We start from the raw sequence: 17,236 nt of genomic DNA on the forward strand, positions 1-17,236 counted from the left end.
GAGCCCGGGTACGGGTTCCGGCGTCCGCTCAGGCCCGCCCGACGGCGTCGAGTCCCAGCACGGCGTGGACGCCCCAGGTCCGGTTCGCGATCTGCGTCACCCGGAGGTCGACGACGGAACTGGCCAGGGCCAGCGCGGCCTTCCGTTCGAGTCCGTACAGCTGCTGGAGCCACGTGAGCATCGCACCGAGGGCCTCCGCCGTCGCCCGGTTCAGATCCGCGTCGAACCCGAACGTGATGCGCGCGGTCGGCGTCAGCGCGTGGATGCTCCGCAGCGGCGCGTCCCGGACGACGTCGACGGTGACCGTGGTGGTCATGCCGCACTCGATGGCGGTGCCACCCACCTCGCCGTCGCCCTGCGCCGCATGGCCGTCGCCGAGGTGCAGCAGCGCGCCGGGCACGGTGACCGGGAGGAACAGGGTGGATCCGGCCGTCAGCTCCCGGCAGTCGATGTTCCCGCCCCCGGCCGCGCGCGGCGGCGTCGTGGAGTGCTCCCCCGGCTCGGCCGGCGGCAGCCCCACCACGCCGAGGAACGGGGACAGGCGGATGGTGTGCCCGTACTGGTTCGTGCCCGTCCCTGCCGCCGCGTCGAGGTCCCACAGCAGCCAGGCGGGGTCCGTGCCCTCCAGGCCGAGCGCGCGTGAGAAGTCGTCCTCCCGCCGGCCGGCCGCCGTCCAGCCCCAGGCGGCGGGCTCGAACGACTCGAACCGGACGGCCAGCACGTCACCCGGCACGGTTCCGGTGACCGCGATCGGACCCGTCAGGGCATGGCCCCGCCGGTCCGGGAACCGGTACTGCGTTCCCGCCCCGGGCGTGGCCTGGCGTTCGAGGTGTCCCGACGCGTCGAGGGACACGACGACGACCCGGTCCCCCGGCTGCACGGTCAGCACGGGTGGGGTGTCCCGCGAGAGGACCTGGGTGGCGGTCGCCTGTTCGGCCGGGAGGTGGTGGGTGGTCATCAGTCCTGCAGGTCCACTTCCCGGGCCACGGTGGCCCCGATCTCGGCGCGGATGGCGTCGAGGACGTCCTGCGGCACGGAGCTGTCCACGGTGAGCAGGGACAGCGCCTGGCCGCCCTCCTTGTTCCGCGACACCTGCATGCCGGCGATGTTGATGTCCCGCTCGCCGAGGAGCCGGCCGAGGGCACCGATCACGCCGGGGCGGTCGGTGTAGAGCAGCACCAGGAGGTGGTCGCTGATGGGGATCTCCAGCTCGTAGCCGTTCACGCCCACGAGCTTCTCCACCTGCTTCGGACCGGTGAGTGTCCCGGCGACGGAGATCTGCGTGCCGTCGGAGAGCGCCCCGCGGAGGCGGAGCACGTTGCGGTACTCCTCGGACTCGGACGTGGTGATCAGTCGGGAGGTGACGCCGCGCTGCTCCGCGAGGATCGGCGCGTTCACGTAGGAGACCTGCTCGGAGACGACGTCGGTGAAGACGCCCTTCAGGGCCGCCAGCTCGAGGGCCTTGACGTCGAGGGCCGCGATCTCGCCGGCCACCTCGATGTCGATCTGCGTGAGCGAGGCGTGGGTCAGGGCCGTGAAGATACGGCCGAGCTTCTCCATGAGCGGGATGCCGGGGCGGACGGCCGGGTCGATCACGCCGCCGGCCACGTTCACGGCGTCGGGCACGAGTTCGCCGGCCAGTGCCAGCCGCACGGACTTCGCCACCGAGATCCCGGCCTTCTCCTGGGCCTCGGCCGTGGACGCCCCGAGGTGCGGGGTCACCACCACGCCGTCGTGGGCGAAGAACGGGAGGTCGGTGCTCGGCTCCGTCACGAAGACGTCCACGCCGGCTCCGGCGATCCGCCCCTCCGCGAGTGCCGCGTGCAGGGCCTCCTCGTCCACGAGGCCGCCGCGGGCCACGTTGACCACGTACGCGGTGTCCTTCATGAGCGCGAAGGCCTCGGCGCCGAGCATCCCGACGGTCTCCGGCGTCTTCGGCATGTGGATCGTCACGAAGTCCGACTCCCGCAGCAGCTCCTCGAGGGGGACGAGCCGGACGTTCAGCTGCGCCGCGCGCGCGGAGGTGACGTAGGGGTCGTAGGCGAGGATCTGCGTGCCGAACCCCTGCAGCCGCGCCGCGACGAGGGCACCGATCCGCCCGATTCCGATGATGCCGATGGTCTTCTCGTACAGCTCCGTGCCCGAGTACTTCGAGCGCTTCCACTCCCCCGCCTTCAGGGCGGCGCTGGCCTGCGGGATGTTCCGCGCCAGGCTCAGGATGTGACCCACCGTGAGTTCGGCGGCGGAGATGACGTTTGACGTCGGGGCGTTCACCACCATGACGCCCGCCCGGGTGGCGGCCTTGATGTCCACGTTGTCCAGGCCCACGCCGGCACGCGCGATCACCTTCAGCCGCGGGGCCGCCTGGATGGCCTCCGCGTCCATGTGGGTCGCGGAGCGCACCAGGACGGCGTCGACGTCGGCGAGTGCAGCGAGGAGCTGGGCGCGGTCGGCGCCGTCGGTGCTGCGGATCTCGAAATCGGGTCCGAGGGCCTCGACGGTGGCGGGTGAGAGTTCTTCGGCGAGGAGGACGACGGGCTTGGGGGTCACGGGAATTCCTTCGGGGCTGGGGAGGCGGATCAGGGGCGGCGCGCGGGGCCGGGCAGGACCGGAGGCGGCCGGACACACGTCCGGCAGGGCACCCGCTCGTCGTCGAGCGCCAGGCGGGTGCCCTGCCGGGAGGAGACGGCGCTAGCGCGCCACGGAACCCTCGGTGTAGTCGTCGCTCGTCTTGATCCACGAGAAGAGCTTGCGCAGCTCGCGGCCCGTGCTCTCGATCGGGTGGTCCTCGCCCTTCTTGCGCAGCGCGGCGAACTCGGGCGCTCCGGCGTCCTGGTCGTCGATGAAGCGCTTGGCGAAGGCACCGTTCTGGATGTCCGCGAGGACGGCCTTCATGTTCTCCTTCACCTCGGGGGTGATGACGCGGGGGCCGGAGACGTAGTCGCCGTACTCCGCTGTGTCGGAGACGCTCCAGCGCTGCTTGGCGATGCCGCCCTCGACCATGAGGTCCACGATGAGCTTGAGCTCGTGGAGCACCTCGAAGTAGGCGACCTCGGGCTTGTAGCCTGCCTCGGTCAGCGTCTCGAAGCCGTACTGGACCAGCTGCGAGGCACCGCCGCACAGCACGGCCTGCTCGCCGAAGAGGTCCGTCTCGGTCTCCTCGGTGAAGGTGGTCTCGATGACGCCCGCCCGGGTGCCGCCGATCGCCTTGGCGTAGGACAGGGCGAGGTCGCGCGCCGTACCGGACGCGTCCTGCTCGACGGCGATGAGGTCGGGGACGCCGCGGCCGGCCTCGAACTCGCGGCGGACGATGTGCCCGGGACCCTTGGGAGCCACGAGCGCGACGTCGACGTCGGAGGGCGGCTGGATGTAGCCGAAGCGGATGTTGAAGCCGTGGCCGAAGAACAGGGCGTCGCCGGCCTGCAGGTTCGGGGCGATGTCCTCCTTGTACACGTGGCGCTGCACCTGGTCGGGGGTGAGCACCATGATGAGGTCCGCCTCGGCGGTGGCCTCGGCCACCGATACCACCCGCAGTCCCTCGGCCTCGGCCTTGGCGCGCGACGCCGATCCTTCCTTCAGCCCGACGCGCACGTCGACGCCGGAGTCACGGAGGCTCAGCGCGTGGGCGTGGCCCTGGCTGCCGTATCCGATGACGGCCACGGTGCGGCCCTGGATGATGGACAGATCGGCGTCGTCGTCATAGAACATCTCGGTCACGGGTGGTTCTCCTTCAGATGGTGGTGCTGGAAAAATCTGCTGGTGGTGCTGGTGTGCTCAGGCGCTGCGCAGGGCCTGGCTCGAGCCGCTCATCGACTTCGCGCCGCGCCCGATCGCGAGCGTGCCGGACTGCACGATCTCGCGGATCCCGAACGGCTCGAGGACGGACAGGAGCGCCGAGAGCTTCTCGGGTGTGCCCGTCGCCTCGATGATGAGCGAGTCGATCGCGACGTCGACCACCGACGCACGGAACAGGTCCGCGGCCTGGGTGACCTGCAGCCTCGTGGCGGCGTCGGCCCGGACCTTGATCAGGACGTGGTCGCGCTGCACCGACTGCTCGGTGGTCAGTTCGACGATCTTCAGCACGTTGATGAGCTTGTTGAGCTGCTTGGTGACCTGCTCGAGCAGGTCACCCTCGGCCTCGACCACCACGGTGATGCGGGACATGCCGACGATCTCGGTGGGGCCGACGGCGAGGGAGTTGATGTTGAAGGCGCGGCGGGCGAAGAGGCTGGCCACCCGGGTCAGGACGCCGGGTACGTCCTCGACGAGTACGGAGAGTGTGTGGCGTGCCATGGTCAGTCCTCCTGCTCCCAGGTCGGGGTCATGTTCCGGGCGATCTGGATGAGGTCGTTGCTGACACCGGAGGGCACCATCGGCCACACCATCGAGTCCCGGCTCACGACGAAGTCGATCACCACGGGGCGGTCGTTGATGGCCAGCGCCTGCTCGATGGTCGCGTCGATGTCCTCGTCCCGCTCGCAGCGCAGGCCCACGCAGCCGTACGCGTCGGCGAGCTTCACGAAGTCCGGCACGCGGACGGTGTCGTGGCCGGTGTTGAGATCGGTGTTCGAGTAGCGGCCCTCGTAGAACAGGGTCTGCCACTGCCGCACCATGCCGAGCGAGGAGTTGTTGATCACCGCGACCTTGATGGGGATGTTGTTGATGACGCAGGTCGCGAGCTCCTGGTTGGTCATCTGGAAGCAGCCGTCACCGTCGATGGCCCACACCACGCGGTCCGGGTTGCCCACCTTGGCGCCCATCGCGGCGGGGACGGAATAGCCCATGGTCCCGAGGCCGCCGGAGTTCAGCCAGGCGTGCGGGCGCTCGTACCGGATGAACTGCGCGGCCCACATCTGGTGCTGCCCCACGCCGGAGACGAAGACGCCCTCGGGGCCGGTGAGCTCGCCGATGCGCTTGATGACCTGCTGCGGTGCCGACAGGCCGTCGTCGGGCTGCGTGAAGCCCACCGGGTAGGTCTCGCGGAGGTGGTCGATGGTCCTCCACCAGGTCGAGATGTCGGGGCGGTCCTGCGCGGAGAAGGCGTCGGTGACCGCCGCGGTCAGCTCCGGGATGATCTCCTTCACCGATCCGACGATCGGCACGTCCGCGGCGCGGTTCTTCGAGATCTCCGCGGGGTCGATGTCCGCGTGGATGACCTTCGCGTTCGGCGCGAAGCTGGACAGCACGCCCGTGACGCGGTCGTCGAACCGCGCGCCGAGGGTGATGAGGAGGTCCGCCTGCTGCAGTGCGGTCACGGCGGAGACGGAGCCGTGCATACCGGGCATGCCCACGTGCTGCCGGTGCGAGTCGGGGAAGACACCGCGGGCCATGAGGGTGGTCACCACCGGCGCGCCGACGAGCTCCGCGAGCTCCTTCAGCTCCGCCGAGGCGTGTCCCTTCACGACGCCGCCGCCCACGTAGAAGACGGGGCGCTGCGAGGCGCCGATGAGGCGTGCGGCCTCGCGGACCTGCTTCGCGTGGCCGCGCACCACGGGCCGGTAGCCGGGGATGTCGACCTTCGGCGGCCAGGAGAACGTCATGGTGGACTGCTGCGCGTCCTTGGCGACGTCCACGAGCACGGGGCCCGGGCGTCCCGTGGTGGCGATGTGGAACGCCTCGGCGAGGACGCGCGGGATGTCCTGCGCATCGGTGACGAGGTAGGAGTGCTTGGTGATCGGCATCGTGATACCCACGATGTCAGCCTCCTGGAAGGCGTCCGAGCCGATGAACGCGCTGGAGACCTGGCCCGTGATGGCGACCATGGGCACCGAGTCCATGTGCGCGTCCGCGATGGCGGTCACCAGGTTGGTGGCCCCTGGTCCCGAGGTCGCGATGCAGACACCGGGCCGGCCGGTCACCATCGCGTAGCCCTGGGCGGCATGGCCGGCGCCCTGCTCGTGCCGCACGAGGATGTGCCGGAGACGCGAGGACGCCATGAGGGGGTCGTAGGTGGGGAGGATGGCTCCGCCGGGCAGTCCGAAGACGTCGTCGACGCCGAGTTCCTCGAGCGACCTGACGATCGCCGCGGATCCGAGCATCGGGGTGGGCGCGACCACGTTGTTGGGGCCCCGGACGGGGCTCGCCGGAGCCGCGGGTGCGGTCTCCCGAGCGGGTGCTGCGGGCGGTGCCGGCCTTGCTGCCAGCAGCGCCGGGCTGATGGGCGATCCCTTGGACATCGATGACTTCCTTCGGAGCATTCGCTGCACTGCTGCAGGCTGAACTGCGGATTTCCTGCGCTTCTTCGCTGCCGGTGGGTGGTCCGACAAAAAAACCCCTCGGCCTTGTCGGGCTCTGCGAGGGGTTGCGCGTGACTGCAGTCGTCTACCGGACGGGCTTCAGGCCACGCGCTGTATAAGAATGACGACTACGGGTTCGGGCTGCATACCTGTAGTCTCCCCGCCCCCGCGAAAGGGTGTCAACCGGCCCCCTGCCTGTCTCACATCATGGACATCTCGTCCGGTCGTTGGACAGTCCCCTGCTCGCCGCCGCCCGCTGGGTGCTCCCGGGCGGGCGGTACGGGCCTAGCCCGTGTACGCGCCCTGGGAGGCGGAGTGCACGAGTTTCGCGTATTTCGCCAGCACGCCCTTGGTGTAGCGGGCCGGGAGCGGCTCCCACCCCACCCTGCGCTGCTCGAGCTCCGCTTCGTCGACGAGGAGGTCGAAACTCTTTGCCGCGATGTCCACGCGGATGCGGTCGCCGTTGCGCACGAAGGCGATGGGGCCGCCGTCGACCGCCTCCGGTGCGACGTGCCCGATGCACAGACCCGTGGTGCCGCCGGAGAACCGGCCGTCCGTCAGCAGGAGCACGTCCCTGCCGAGCCCGGCTCCCTTGATGGCGCCTGTGATGGCGAGCATCTCCCGCATGCCGGGGCCGCCCTTGGGCCCCTCGTAGCGGATGACGATGACGTCCCCGGCCCGGATCTCGCCGGCATCGAGCGCATCGAGGGCGCCCTGCTCACGCTCGAACACGCGGGCGGTGCCCTCGAAGACGTCGGCATCGAAGCCTGCGCTCTTCACGACGGCGCCCTCGGGGGCCAGGGATCCGTGCAGGATGGTGATGCCACCGGTCTTGTGCAGCGGGTTGTCGAGCGCGCGAAGGATCTTGCCGTCGAGGTCCGGGGGGTCGATCTCGGCCAGGTTCTCGGCCAGCGTCTTGCCGGTGACCGTCAGGCAGTCGCCGTGCAGCAGGCCGGCATCGAGCAGCGCCTTCATGATGACGGGAACGCCGCCCACCTTGTCGACGTCGAACATGACGTAGCGGCCGAAGGGCTTGAGGTCACCCAGGTGCGGGATGCGGTCACCGATGCGCGTGAAGTCATCGAGTGTCAGCTCCACCTCGGCCTCGCGGGCGATGGCGAGCAGGTGCAGGACGGCGTTCGTCGAGCCGCCGAACGCCATGGTGACCGCGATGGCGTTCTCGAACGCCTTCTTCGTCATGATGTCGCGGGCCGTGATGCCGAGGCGCAGCAGGTTCACGACCGCCTCGCCGGACTTCCGCGCGTACATGTCGCGACGGCGGTCGACCGAGGGCGGCGCTGCCGAACCGGGCAGGGACATCCCGAGGGCCTCGCCGATGCAGGCCATCGTGTTCGCCGTGTACATGCCGCCGCATGCGCCCTCGCCGGGGCAGACCGCGCGTTCGATGCTGTCGAGGTCCTTGTGGCTCATCTTGCCGGCGGCGCAGGCGCCGACCGCCTCGAAGGCGTCGATCAGGGTGACCTCCTTCTCGGTGCCGTCCTCGAGCTTCGCGAAGCCGGGCATGATGGTACCCGCATAGAGGAAGACGGAGGCGAGGTCGAGTCGCGCTGCCGCCATGAGCATGCCCGGCAGGGACTTGTCGCAGCCGGCGAGGAGCACGGAGCCGTCGATACGTTCGGCCTGCATCACCGTCTCCACCGAATCCGCGATGACCTCACGGGAGACGAGGGAGAAATGCATGCCCTCGTGGCCCATGGAGATGCCGTCGGACACGGAGATGGTGCCGAACTGCATGGGGAATCCTCCCCCGTCGTGCACACCCTCCTTGGCTCCCTCGGCCAGGCGGTTGAGGGACAGGTTGCAGGGGGTAATCTCGTTCCAGGAGCTGGCGACGCCGACCTGGGGCTTGGCGAAGTCCTCGTCACCCATGCCGACGGCGCGCAGCATTCCGCGGGACGGTGCCGCATGGATGCCGTCCGTGACGACGCGGCTCCTGGGCTTGATGTCTGGGGTCTTCTCCGGGGTTGTCTCCACGCTCATGCAAGCAGTCTAGGCCGGAGGGACACCACGCCTTCGCCATGTGACCCGCGCGTTACAGGCCCCCCGGGGAGCCCGCCGGAGGAATCCGTGACGCCCGGCACCCCTCGTGCGCCGCGCGCGTGCTCCGCTACAGTGTGGGTCACGCGGGCGATTCTCCTCCGCCTGCCGGCCGGGCCCGGTGCGACTCCGTCTCGGGGCTCCGGACCGACACCCCCTACCGCGATGGCGTGATATGACCCCCGACGAGCCGCACGATCCCAGCACACCGCTCGACGGCGGACAGGGGCTGAAGCACGCCCTGCGCCGTGTCTTCGACGGGCAGATCCCCAACTACGGCGACTACAACCTGGTCTTCGCGGCCCGGTCCGCGCAGGCGGACAGCGGGGCGGCGGCCACCGCGTACGTGGTCGGCTACCGCTGGAAGCCCGCCGAACTGATGATCGCACCCGTGGATCTCACCGCGATCACCAGCGCGGGCGTGCCCGTCGAGATCAACATGACGAACCTCGCGCATGCGCTGCAGTGGGACCGGGACGGCAGCTACGAGGTGGGCACGAGCACCGGCCGGGTCTTCCGCTTCGGCATCTCCCCCGACCCCGTGCTGGACATCGGCCCGGGCACTCCCCTGCGCCTGGAGCAGGAGGAGGACGTCATCGATTTCACGTCCTTCATGGACGCCTTCATCGCCATGTCCTAGGCCTCGATGACCCGACCCCCCCCCCCCNCCCCCCCCCGATGGTCTGGACCCACCGCCTAGCCCCACGGCCCCCGCCGCACGAGGTTCTCCGGCTCCCGGTCCTCGCCGAGCCGCTCGACCTGGCGCTTGAGCAGCGCGAGGATCCTCGGCGGGAAGGCCTCCGTGTTGCCGCCCACGTGGGGCGTGATGATGACGCCGGGAGCACTCCAGAGCGGGTGGTCCGCCGGCAGGGGCTCCGGGTCCACGACGTCGAGCGCCGCCCTGAGCCGCCCTGCCCCGACCTCGCGGGTCAGGGCGTCGGTGTCCACGACGGCGCCGCGGGCCACGTTCACGACCAGCGCACCGTCCGGCAGCGCCGCGAGCACCTCCGCACCGATGAGACCCCGCGTGGCGTCGGTGAGGGGGGTGATCACGACGACGACGTCGTGGTGCGGGGCGAGGGCGACGAGCTCGTCGCTGCCGTGCACGTGGCCCTGTTCGTCGTCGCGCGCGGAGCTGCCCACGCGCGTCACCTCCGCCTCGAAGGTGACCAGGCGGCGCCGGATCTCCTCGCCGATCCCGCCGACACCCACGAGCAGCACGCGGCGGTCCGCCAGGCCCGGGTACCGGGCGCCGTGCCACCGGCCCTCGGCCTGCTGCCGCACGGCGTCGTCGAGTCCCCGCAGCGAGGCCAGGGCCAGCCCGACGGCGAGCTCGGCGGTCGCCGCCGCATGGACGCCCGCCGCCGTCGCGATGGCCACGTCCGGTCCCACCAGGTCGGCGACGCCGTCGTACCCCGTGGACTGCGTCTGCACGAGCCTGAGGTTCGGGGCGGCCTCGAGCGCGCCGTCGAGGTGGGCCCGGCCGGTGTAGGGCAGGACGGCGGCATCGAGCGTGGCCAGGTCCAGGCCGGCGGGCGGGGTCGCGAAGTCCCAGAGGACGACGTCGACCGCCGGGGACGCGTCGGCGAGCGCGTCGCGGAGGTCGGCGGACGGGACGCTGAGGATCCGGACGGTCTGGTGGGCGGCTGCGGCGGAGGTCGTCATGCCGCCAGCCTAGAGGCACCCTGCGCCCGTCGGCGCGGTGGTGCGTCCGCGGTCCCGGTGGATGGACACCCCTCCGGCCCCGGGCCTAGGGTCGGAGCATGCCAGCCGCACGACGGCCACCTGCGCTCCTCCTCGCCCGGACCCTGCCCGCCGCAGCCCTGCTGCTGGCCGGGACCGGCTGCACGGCCGGGTCGTCGGGACCGGAGCCCGTGTACGCGGGCGCATCCGCCACTGCCCCCACGGCCCCTGCCGGTGCGGACGCCCCTCCCGCGGGGCTTCCGGATCTCACCCATGCCGGTGAGGCCGCCACGGGGCTCGGTCTCCCGTGGTCCGTGGTGGTCCTGGGCGACGGCGACCTGGTGGTCTCGGACCGCGGGTCCGGCCGGATCACGCGGGTCGGCGGTGGGACCTCCGAGGTCATCGGCAGCATCCCCGAGGCGGCATCCGCGACCGGCGAGGGAGGCCTGCTCGGACTGGCGGTGAGCGCCCCGGGCTCCGGGGCCGGTACGCCGGACGCGCCGCCCGACGCGCTGTACGCCTACTACACCTCGCCCTCGGACAACCGGGTGGTACGGATCCCCTGGACCGGTGGGCGGCTCGGGACCCCTGAGCCGATCCTGACCGGCATCCCGAAGGCGGAGATCCACAACGGCGGGCGGCTCGCCTTCGGTCCGGACGGCCACCTCTACGTCGGCACCGGGGACGCGGGGGTCCGTGCCGCGGCGCAGGACCCGGCGACCCTCGGGGGGAAGATCCTGCGGATCACGGCCGACGGCGGCATCCCGGCCGACAACCCGACGCCCGGCTCACCGGTGTACAGTCTGGGCCACCGCAACGTGCAGGGGCTCGGCTGGGACTCCGCGGGCAGGCTCTGGGCCTCGGAGTTCGGCCCGGAGGTCGACGACGAGCTGAACCTCGTGACGCCCGGCGGGAACTACGGCTGGCCGGAGGTCACGGGCGCACCGGGCGATGCCCGGTACACCGACGCCCAGGTGGTCTGGCCGTCCACCGCGACGTCGTCACCGAGCGGCATGGCGATCCTCGACGACGTCGCCTACATCGGGGGCCTGCGGGGCCAGCGCCTCTGGCAGGTCCCGCTCCGTGACGGCATCGCCGGGATGCCGGTCAGCCACTTCGACGGGCAGTACGGGCGGCTGCGGGACGTGGCGGCCGGAGTGGACGGCGGACTGCTCGTGGCCACCAACGAGTCCGGTGGCGGGCGGATCCTCCGGGTGGCCCGGCAGTGATGCGGCACCCGGTTTCATGTTTCGGCCGAAGTGCTGGTAGAGTTTCATGCTGTTGCGGATGACCGAACCGGGTGAAACCGGGAGGAAAAACGCCACGCACCTCTAGCTCAATTGGCAGAGCAATTGACTCTTAATCAATGGGTTTCGGGTTCAAGTCCCGAGGGGTGCACATCGGATCCCCGTCCTCCAGGTCTCGCCGCCTGGGAGGCGGGGATTCGTTCATGTCCGGGCCCTTCTCCCGGTCGTACCGCCGTGCGACGGCCCGGATCAGCGACAACCGGGCCCCACCGTCGCACCGCCGCGCAGGCTCCACGGCCCGCGCTCCGGTCCGCCCCGTGGAGCCCGGGCCTACGATGGACGCGTGAACGAAATCCTGTCCTTCGCCGGCAGCTACTGGTGGCTCGTCTTCCCGCTGTCGGGCGTGTTCGCGATCTGGGGCAGGTCGTGGTCCGAGGCCACGGAGCGGCGGCACCGGCGCAAGGTGGAGATGTACCGCCTGAAGCACCCCGGGGAGCTGCACGGCGCGCACGCCCAGCCCGACGCCGTCCCCGGCCGGCCGGGTGGTCGCGAACGCGATGTCCGGCATGTGGAGCGCATGCACGACGAGGTCGACCGCAAGTGGTTGGCCTACGAGCTCGACGCGGCGAAGCTGATCGACTACCCGACCATGACGGACGTGCGGGAACCGCTCACGGTCGCGTTCCTCCGGGCCAAGCGCGTGGCCGACTCGCTGCGCCCGCAGGACCCCTCCACGATGTCCTCCGAGGACCTCGACGCCTACCGGTCCGCGGTCACCTCGTACGACGTCGCGTTCCAGATCGCCGAGACCGAGGCCCGGCGCGTGAGGGCCAGCGGCTTCAGCCCCGAGGAACGGCAGCGCCTGGAGACGGCACGCAAGCTCGTCACCGTCGCGATCGACGGCGCCGCCACCGCCGCCGAGCGCCAGACGGCCTACCGACGCGCGCGGCGCGAGCTGGACGGCCTGATCGTCCTGCCCGACGCCACCATCAGCAATCTCGAGGAGAGGATCGCCGGCGCGATCGACCAGCGCCGATCCTGATCACCGGGACCATCGGGAGCAACCCGCCCGACGCTGCGCCTCCGGTGACCCTCGAGTGACCCTTCGGTCGGTCATCGGCGGGCCTTCCCTGCAGGTCCTGCCTGGACCATAATCGCTCGTGTCACCACGAAGGCATGGCGCAGGCCCCCGGCAGAGAGCGGACATCATGGCAGCGACGATCAACACGTACCTGAACTTCAAGGACACCGCCCGGGAGGCGATGGACTTCTACCAGTCCGTGTTCGGTGGCGAGCTGCAGCGCAGCACGTTCGCCGACTTCCAGCTCAGCGAGGATCCTGCGGAGCAGCACAAGATCATGCACTCGATGCTCACCACGCCGTCGGGACAGGTGCTCATGGCCGCGGACACACCCGACAGCATGGAGTACACGCCGCCGGCCGGTCACTCCGTGTCGATCAGCGGCGACGACGAGACGGAGCTCCGCGGGTACTGGGACGCACTCGCCGGCAGCGGCACCGAGATCCTGCCCCTCGCCCTCGCGCCGTGGGGCGACAGCTTCGGCATGTGCGTCGATCGTTTCGGTGTGAGCTGGATGGTCAGCATCGCCGCGGCACCCGCCGGGGACGCGGCGACCGCTCGGCCGGCCGACGTCGCCGGGGTCTGAACCCACGACCCGAGGGTCAGGCCCGCGGGTCGGCGCCGAAGCCGGGTGTCGGCTCGTCCGGCGTGGAGAGGGTCACCATGGCCTCCTCGATGCGCTCGTGGTCTTCGGTGTCGTGTTCGAGGCGTGCGTCGCGTCGTTCCTCACCGCTGTCCCCCCGGTAGTGCCGACGACGGCGGCGCGCCGGATGGAGCGCCACCGTCGTCCATGGCCTACTTGGACGCTTCCTTGTTCACGTCCGTGGGCGAGTCGAACTCGCGGTCGGGCAGGTTGCCCAGCGTCTCGAGGACCGACTCGTCGGCGCCCTTGTCCTGGGCGTGCTTGACGAGGTCCTCCTTGGAGGCCGGGTACTCCATGCCGCCCAGTGCCTTCTGGATGTCGATCGGACTCGGATCTGCCATGTCGTGCTCCTTCGTGTCGGTTCGATTCCTGTGGTGCCCCCGTGGCGGGCGCACCGTCACTGGCCCAGGATCACCCGGGCAGCGTCTGTGGCACGGTCGGTCACCGTGGTGGGCGCCTCGAGGTGGACGGCGCCGGACGGGATGATGCCCGCCCCGCCGTAGCGTTCCATGACGCGCCACTGGGCGGCGACGTCCTCCCCGGCGTGCGCGGGCGGCAGGCGGTCCCAGAAGTCGAAGCCGCCGCAGTCCACGAGGGCCTCCCGGTCGAACAGGACGCACCCTCCCACCCACGCGACGCGGTACAGCCTCCACCCGCCGGGCGGGATGCCGAGGTCGGCGGCGGCGTGCGCCAGGTTGGCGGCGTTGTGCAGCGGCCAGCGGGCGAAGCCCTCGGTGCCCGGGCGGACGCGTTCGGGCACCACCTCGTTCTCCGGCCACAGCGCCAGTGCGGTCCGCTCGTGGGGCCTGCGGTCGCCGAGGTAGGACAGGCCCTGGACCGCGGAGCCCACGAAGCCGCAGCCGGCCTCCCGCAGCGCCCTGCACATGCGGTCCAGCGAGCCGGGTTCGAGCCAGACGTCGTCGTCGAGGAAGAGGACCAGTGGCGCGCGTGCCAGCCCCAGCAGGTAGTGCCGGTGCTCGGCGAGTCCCTTCCGCGGCAGGTGCCGTTCGAGCCGCACCTGGCGTCCCTGGGCCTCGAGGACGCGCACCATGGCCCGGACGGCGGGCTGGATGAAAGAGGCGGCATCGCCGTCGGTCTGGTCGCTGACGATCACCCGGAAGGCGACCCCCTCCTGCGCCGCGAGGCCCGCGAGCGTCACGGCCAGCTCCGCCGGGCGCCCGAAGGACGGGATCAGCACGTCCACCGCGGGCTCGTCCGCGGTGGCGTCCAGTGCCCACTCCCCCGACCAGCGCGGGCTCACGTCACGTCACCGCCGAGCGGCATGGACCGGATCCTGCGGACCACCGCCGCCGTGGAACGCTCAGGGACGTAGTCGAGGATGCTGACCCTGCCCCCGCAGGCCTCGACGGCGGGTGTCTCCTCGAGCATCTGCGCGGTGTAGTCGCCGCCCTTCGCGTACACGTCCGGTTTCAGCAGGTCGATCAGCGGCACCAGGGTGTCCGTGGCGAAGACGGTGACGTAGTCCACGCAGCTCAGGGACGCGATGATGCCCGCCCGGTCCGCGATCGGGTTGATGGGACGGTCGGGGCCCTTGAGCCTGCGCACGCCGGCGTCGTCGTTCAGCGCGACCACCAGCACGTCGCCGAGCTGCTTGGCCTGGTTGAGCGAGCGGGTGTGTCCGCGGTGCAGCACGTCGAAGCAGCCGTTCGTCAGGACGATCCGCTTCCCCGCGGCGCGGTCCTCCGCCACCCTGCGCAGGAGCTCGTCCGTGTCCAGCGCCGTGTCCGCGGCCTGCTGCAGGTGGCCCGTGAGGTCTGCCGTCGTGCACACGGAGGTCCCCGGGCGGTGGACGACGACGTCCGCGGCGGCCTGGGCGAGGTCGAGGCTCGTTGTCAGCGGCAGCCCGGCGGCCCTCGCGGCGGTGAGGCTCGCGACGAAGGTGTCCCCCGCCCCCGAGGCCTGCCGTTCCGTGGCCGGCCGGGCCCAGGTCCGGTGTTCCTCGCCGTCCTGCCCCAGCAGCACGGTCCCGTCCCGGTCCAGGGTCACGACGACGGCGCCGGCATTCGTGGCCGCGAGCAGCTCGCCGCTGCGGGCGGTGACGGCCGCGGCCCTGTCCATACGGGCGTCGAGGCGCGCACCGAGCACCTGGGCGGCCTCCTGCGCGTTCGGCGTCACGATGTCCGGGCCCAGCGCGGACCACGCCGCGGTGTCGTGCGCGTCCACGACGACGAGCGTCCCGGGGTCGAGGGTGGACGCCTGCGCGAGCGTCGCGCGGACCTCCCCGCCGAGCGCGCCGGAGCCGTAGTCGCACACCATGACGGCGCCCGCGCCCGCGACGGCGTCGGGGATGGTGGCAGCGAGCGCGGCGGCGGCCGCTGCGGGGATCTCCTCGGGCGTGTCGTCGAGGCGGAGCATGACCTGGTCGCCGCCGAGGATCCGGTACTTGGTGGTGGTGCCGACGCGCGGGTCCTGCAGCAGGTGCGTGGTGTCCACGCCGGCGTCCTCGAGGATGCCGCGCAGCCGCCTCCCGGCGTCGTCGGTGCCGATCAGGCCGCACATGCGGACGCGGGCACCGAGCGCGGCGAGGTTCATCGCCGTGTTCGCCGCGCCCCCGGCGGCGTACTCGCGCCGGGTGATGTCCACCACCGGGGCCGGCGCCTCGCGACAGAACCGTTCGATGGTGCCGCTCCACCAGCCGTCCAGCATGGCGTCACCGATCACGGTGACGAGCGGGGCCCGGTCGGCGATGGCGGCCGGGACCCACGCCGCGAGGCCGCGGACCTCCGAGAGGTCGAGCGCCACCTCGTCGCCACCGGCGGCAGCGGCACCCGGGTGGTCCTGCACCGCGTCGTCCGTCATGCGCCCGCCTGCGGGGGCGCGCTGAGGTGGACCACCTTGACGAGGGCGAACTCGTCGAGCAGTTCGGGCCCGTAGCCGAAGCCCGCGCCGCTGATGCCGCGGGGCTGGGCGGCGCCGCCGGGCGCACCGCCGAAGACGGCGTTGACCTTGACCGTGCCGACGGCCAGACCGGCGATGGCCCGCTGCGCGTGGGCGATGCCGGCCGTGAGCACCGAGGCGGCAAGACCGTAGGGCCCGCTCGCGGCCAGGCGCAGTCCCTCGTCGAAGCTGTCCACGACGGTCACGGGCGCCACCGGGCCGAAGGTCTCCTCCGTCATGACCGTCATGGCGTCGGTGCAGGAGGCGAGGACCGTTGCGGGATAGTGGGCACCGGGGCCCTCCGGCACGGCACCACCCTCGAGGCAGGTCGCCCCGAGGCCGATCGCCTCCGCGACCTGCCCGTCGACGAGGTCGCGCATCGCGCGGTCCACGAGCGGCTGCCGGTCGTCCTCCGCGTTGCGCTTCCGTGCCTCCTCGACGAGGGCGGCGAGGAAGGGCTCGGCGATGGCCCGGTGCACGTAGATGCGTTCCACGGACGTGCAGATCTGGCCGCTGTTGGCGAAGGCACCGAGTGCTGCCTGGCCGGCCGCCCACACCGGGTCCACGTCGGCGTCGACGATCAGGGGGTCGTTGCCGCCGTTCTCCCGGATGACGTGCGCGCCGGTGAGCGCCGCGGCGCGGGCGATGCGCGCCCCGGTGGCACTGGAGCCCACGTGGGCGAAGACGTCCACGCCGGTCTCCATGGTGATCATCTGCCCCACGCCGGCTCCGCCGGTCAGGGTGGTGAGGACACCGTCGGGGAAAGCGGGCTGCAGCAGGCGCCCGAGCAGCTCGCCCACGTGGGGGCACCGTTCGCTGGGCTTGTGGATGACGGCATTGCCCGTGACGAGCGCGGCTCCGATGAGTCCGGCGGCCACGGCCACGGGGTCGTTCCAGGGCGTCAGGAGCACGGCGACCCCGCGCGGCTCGGCGACGGTGTAGTCGGTGGCGGTGACGGCTCCGCGCAGGCTCAGCCCGCGGTGCACCGGACCGAGTTCGGCGTACTGCTCGAGCGTGGAGATCCCGGCCTCGATGCCGCCGAGCGCGTCCGCGAGCGGCTTGCCGGTCTCCCGCACGTTCAGTTCCGCGAGTTCGCGGGCTCCGTCCCGGAGGGCTGCGGCGGCGCGCCGCAGGGCCGCGCCGCGGTCGGCGGGACTCGTGGCAGCCCATTCGGGCTGCACGGTCCGTGCCAGGGTGACGGCCAGGGCCACCTGCTCACGGGCGGCGCAGGGCAGCGTGCCCACCTCGCTGCCGTCCCGGGGGTCGGTGATGGTGATGGTGTCGTCGTCCTGCACATCAAGCAGGGTGGGTGCCTGGGAGTTGATGGACATTGCGCTCCTTGATGTCGTCTGCTCGTTCACCGCGGCACGTCCTGGCGCCGGCTACTGGT

At 71.5% G+C, this 17,236-nt stretch carries 16 protein-coding genes and 1 tRNA gene; 5 read left to right on the forward strand and 12 right to left on the reverse strand.

What is annotated here, in order from left to right; all coding sequences use genetic code 11:
• Nucleotides 1-28: 28 nt before the first annotated feature.
• The 6 genes from CI785_RS04565 to ilvD form a co-directional block, all read right to left on the reverse strand.
• Entirely contained in the window at nucleotides 29-958 is a 930-nt protein-coding gene (locus CI785_RS04565; protein WP_105030905.1) for an acetamidase/formamidase family protein, read from the reverse strand.
• Nucleotides 958-2,550 carry a phosphoglycerate dehydrogenase gene (gene serA, locus CI785_RS04570; RefSeq protein WP_105030906.1) on the reverse strand — a complete coding sequence of 531 codons (1,593 nt, stop codon included), beginning with the start codon at nucleotides 2,548-2,550 and terminating at the stop codon, nucleotides 958-960. The genes CI785_RS04565 and serA overlap by 1 nt, the downstream gene beginning before the upstream one ends.
• Before the next feature lie 141 nt (nucleotides 2,551-2,691).
• Nucleotides 2,692-3,717 carry a ketol-acid reductoisomerase gene (gene ilvC / locus CI785_RS04575; RefSeq protein WP_105030907.1) on the reverse strand — a complete coding sequence of 342 codons (1,026 nt, stop codon included), beginning with the start codon at nucleotides 3,715-3,717 and terminating at the stop codon, nucleotides 2,692-2,694.
• 57 nt (nucleotides 3,718-3,774) lie between these two features.
• Nucleotides 3,775-4,293, reverse strand: coding sequence for an acetolactate synthase small subunit (gene ilvN / locus CI785_RS04580; RefSeq protein ID WP_105030908.1), 519 nt, complete (start codon nucleotides 4,291-4,293; stop codon nucleotides 3,775-3,777).
• Nucleotides 4,294-4,295: 2 nt separating this feature from the next.
• Complete coding sequence (locus CI785_RS04585; RefSeq protein ID WP_105030909.1) at nucleotides 4,296-6,176, reverse strand: acetolactate synthase large subunit; 1,881 nt, start codon at nucleotides 6,174-6,176, stop codon at nucleotides 4,296-4,298.
• A 345-nt stretch (nucleotides 6,177-6,521) separates the two neighbouring features.
• Nucleotides 6,522-8,237 carry a dihydroxy-acid dehydratase gene (gene ilvD / locus CI785_RS04590; RefSeq protein WP_105030910.1) on the reverse strand — a complete coding sequence of 572 codons (1,716 nt, stop codon included), beginning with the start codon at nucleotides 8,235-8,237 and terminating at the stop codon, nucleotides 6,522-6,524.
• Nucleotides 8,238-8,469: 232 nt separating this feature from the next.
• On the opposite strand from ilvD, the gene CI785_RS04595 reads away from it, so the two are divergent.
• Entirely contained in the window at nucleotides 8,470-8,934 is a 465-nt protein-coding gene (locus tag CI785_RS04595; protein WP_105030911.1) for a hypothetical protein, read from the forward strand.
• 56 nt (nucleotides 8,935-8,990) lie between these two features.
• On the opposite strand, the gene CI785_RS04600 is transcribed toward CI785_RS04595, so the two are convergent.
• Entirely contained in the window at nucleotides 8,991-9,959 is a 969-nt protein-coding gene (locus tag CI785_RS04600) for a 2-hydroxyacid dehydrogenase (RefSeq protein WP_105030912.1), read from the reverse strand.
• Between the two features lie 98 nt (nucleotides 9,960-10,057).
• Here CI785_RS04600 and CI785_RS04605 point away from each other — a divergent pair, with 98 nt between their 5' ends.
• From CI785_RS04605 to CI785_RS04620, 4 genes are all read left to right on the forward strand, one after another.
• On the forward strand, nucleotides 10,058-11,206 hold the full coding sequence (locus CI785_RS04605; protein ID WP_105030913.1) for a PQQ-dependent sugar dehydrogenase: 1,149 nt from the start codon (nucleotides 10,058-10,060) through the stop codon (nucleotides 11,204-11,206).
• Between the two features lie 96 nt (nucleotides 11,207-11,302).
• Nucleotides 11,303-11,375: transfer RNA gene (locus CI785_RS04610), tRNA-Lys, on the forward strand.
• Between the two features lie 192 nt (nucleotides 11,376-11,567).
• Entirely contained in the window at nucleotides 11,568-12,266 is a 699-nt protein-coding gene (locus CI785_RS04615) for a hypothetical protein (RefSeq protein WP_105030914.1), read from the forward strand.
• 166 nt (nucleotides 12,267-12,432) lie between these two features.
• Nucleotides 12,433-12,891 carry a VOC family protein gene (locus tag CI785_RS04620; RefSeq protein WP_105030915.1) on the forward strand — a complete coding sequence of 153 codons (459 nt, stop codon included), beginning with the start codon at nucleotides 12,433-12,435 and terminating at the stop codon, nucleotides 12,889-12,891.
• A 16-nt stretch (nucleotides 12,892-12,907) separates the two neighbouring features.
• On the opposite strand, the gene CI785_RS04625 is transcribed toward CI785_RS04620, so the two are convergent.
• The 5 genes from CI785_RS04625 to CI785_RS04645 are packed head-to-tail and all read right to left on the reverse strand — an operon-like array spanning nucleotide 12,908 to nucleotide 17,177.
• Entirely contained in the window at nucleotides 12,908-13,087 is a 180-nt protein-coding gene (locus tag CI785_RS04625) for a hypothetical protein (RefSeq protein WP_105030916.1), read from the reverse strand.
• Between the two features lie 13 nt (nucleotides 13,088-13,100).
• Complete coding sequence (locus CI785_RS04630) at nucleotides 13,101-13,289, reverse strand: DUF2795 domain-containing protein (protein ID WP_105030917.1); 189 nt, start codon at nucleotides 13,287-13,289, stop codon at nucleotides 13,101-13,103.
• A gap of 56 nt (nucleotides 13,290-13,345) precedes the next feature.
• Nucleotides 13,346-14,209 (reverse strand): glycosyltransferase family 2 protein, encoded by an 864-nt coding sequence (locus CI785_RS04635; protein WP_105030918.1) that lies wholly within the window; start codon nucleotides 14,207-14,209, stop codon nucleotides 13,346-13,348.
• Nucleotides 14,206-15,768, reverse strand: coding sequence for a PfkB family carbohydrate kinase (locus CI785_RS04640; protein WP_105030919.1), 1,563 nt, complete (start codon nucleotides 15,766-15,768; stop codon nucleotides 14,206-14,208). Before CI785_RS04640 ends, CI785_RS04635 begins: the two co-directional genes overlap by 4 nt.
• Nucleotides 15,765-17,177, reverse strand: coding sequence for an aldehyde dehydrogenase family protein (locus CI785_RS04645; protein WP_105030920.1), 1,413 nt, complete (start codon nucleotides 17,175-17,177; stop codon nucleotides 15,765-15,767). Before CI785_RS04645 ends, CI785_RS04640 begins: the two co-directional genes overlap by 4 nt.
• Nucleotides 17,178-17,236: the final 59 nt, after the last annotated feature.

The organism is Arthrobacter ruber (assembly GCF_002954225.1).
In the GTDB taxonomy this organism is placed as follows: Bacteria; Actinomycetota; Actinomycetes; order Actinomycetales; family Micrococcaceae; genus Arthrobacter_D; species Arthrobacter_D ruber.

Excerpts from the sequence above, each read along its gene's own strand:
- CI785_RS04565 (WP_105030905.1), bottom strand. The coding sequence starts at position 958 with ATGACCACCCACCACCTCCCGGCCGAACAGGCGACCGCCACCCAGGTC.
- ilvN (WP_105030908.1), bottom strand. The coding sequence starts at position 4,293 with ATGGCACGCCACACACTCTCCGTACTCGTCGAGGACGTACCCGGCGTC.
- CI785_RS04585 (WP_105030909.1), bottom strand. The coding sequence starts at position 6,176 with ATGTCCAAGGGATCGCCCATCAGCCCGGCGCTGCTGGCAGCAAGGCCG.
- ilvD (WP_105030910.1), bottom strand. The coding sequence starts at position 8,237 with ATGAGCGTGGAGACAACCCCGGAGAAGACCCCAGACATCAAGCCCAGG.
- CI785_RS04595 (WP_105030911.1), top strand. The coding sequence starts at position 8,470 with ATGACCCCCGACGAGCCGCACGATCCCAGCACACCGCTCGACGGCGGA.
- CI785_RS04600 (WP_105030912.1), bottom strand. The coding sequence starts at position 9,959 with ATGACGACCTCCGCCGCAGCCGCCCACCAGACCGTCCGGATCCTCAGC.
- CI785_RS04605 (WP_105030913.1), top strand. The coding sequence starts at position 10,058 with ATGCCAGCCGCACGACGGCCACCTGCGCTCCTCCTCGCCCGGACCCTG.
- CI785_RS04620 (WP_105030915.1), top strand. The coding sequence starts at position 12,433 with ATGGCAGCGACGATCAACACGTACCTGAACTTCAAGGACACCGCCCGG.
- CI785_RS04630 (WP_105030917.1), bottom strand. The coding sequence starts at position 13,289 with ATGGCAGATCCGAGTCCGATCGACATCCAGAAGGCACTGGGCGGCATG.
- CI785_RS04640 (WP_105030919.1), bottom strand. The coding sequence starts at position 15,768 with ATGACGGACGACGCGGTGCAGGACCACCCGGGTGCCGCTGCCGCCGGT.
- CI785_RS04645 (WP_105030920.1), bottom strand. The coding sequence starts at position 17,177 with ATGTCCATCAACTCCCAGGCACCCACCCTGCTTGATGTGCAGGACGAC.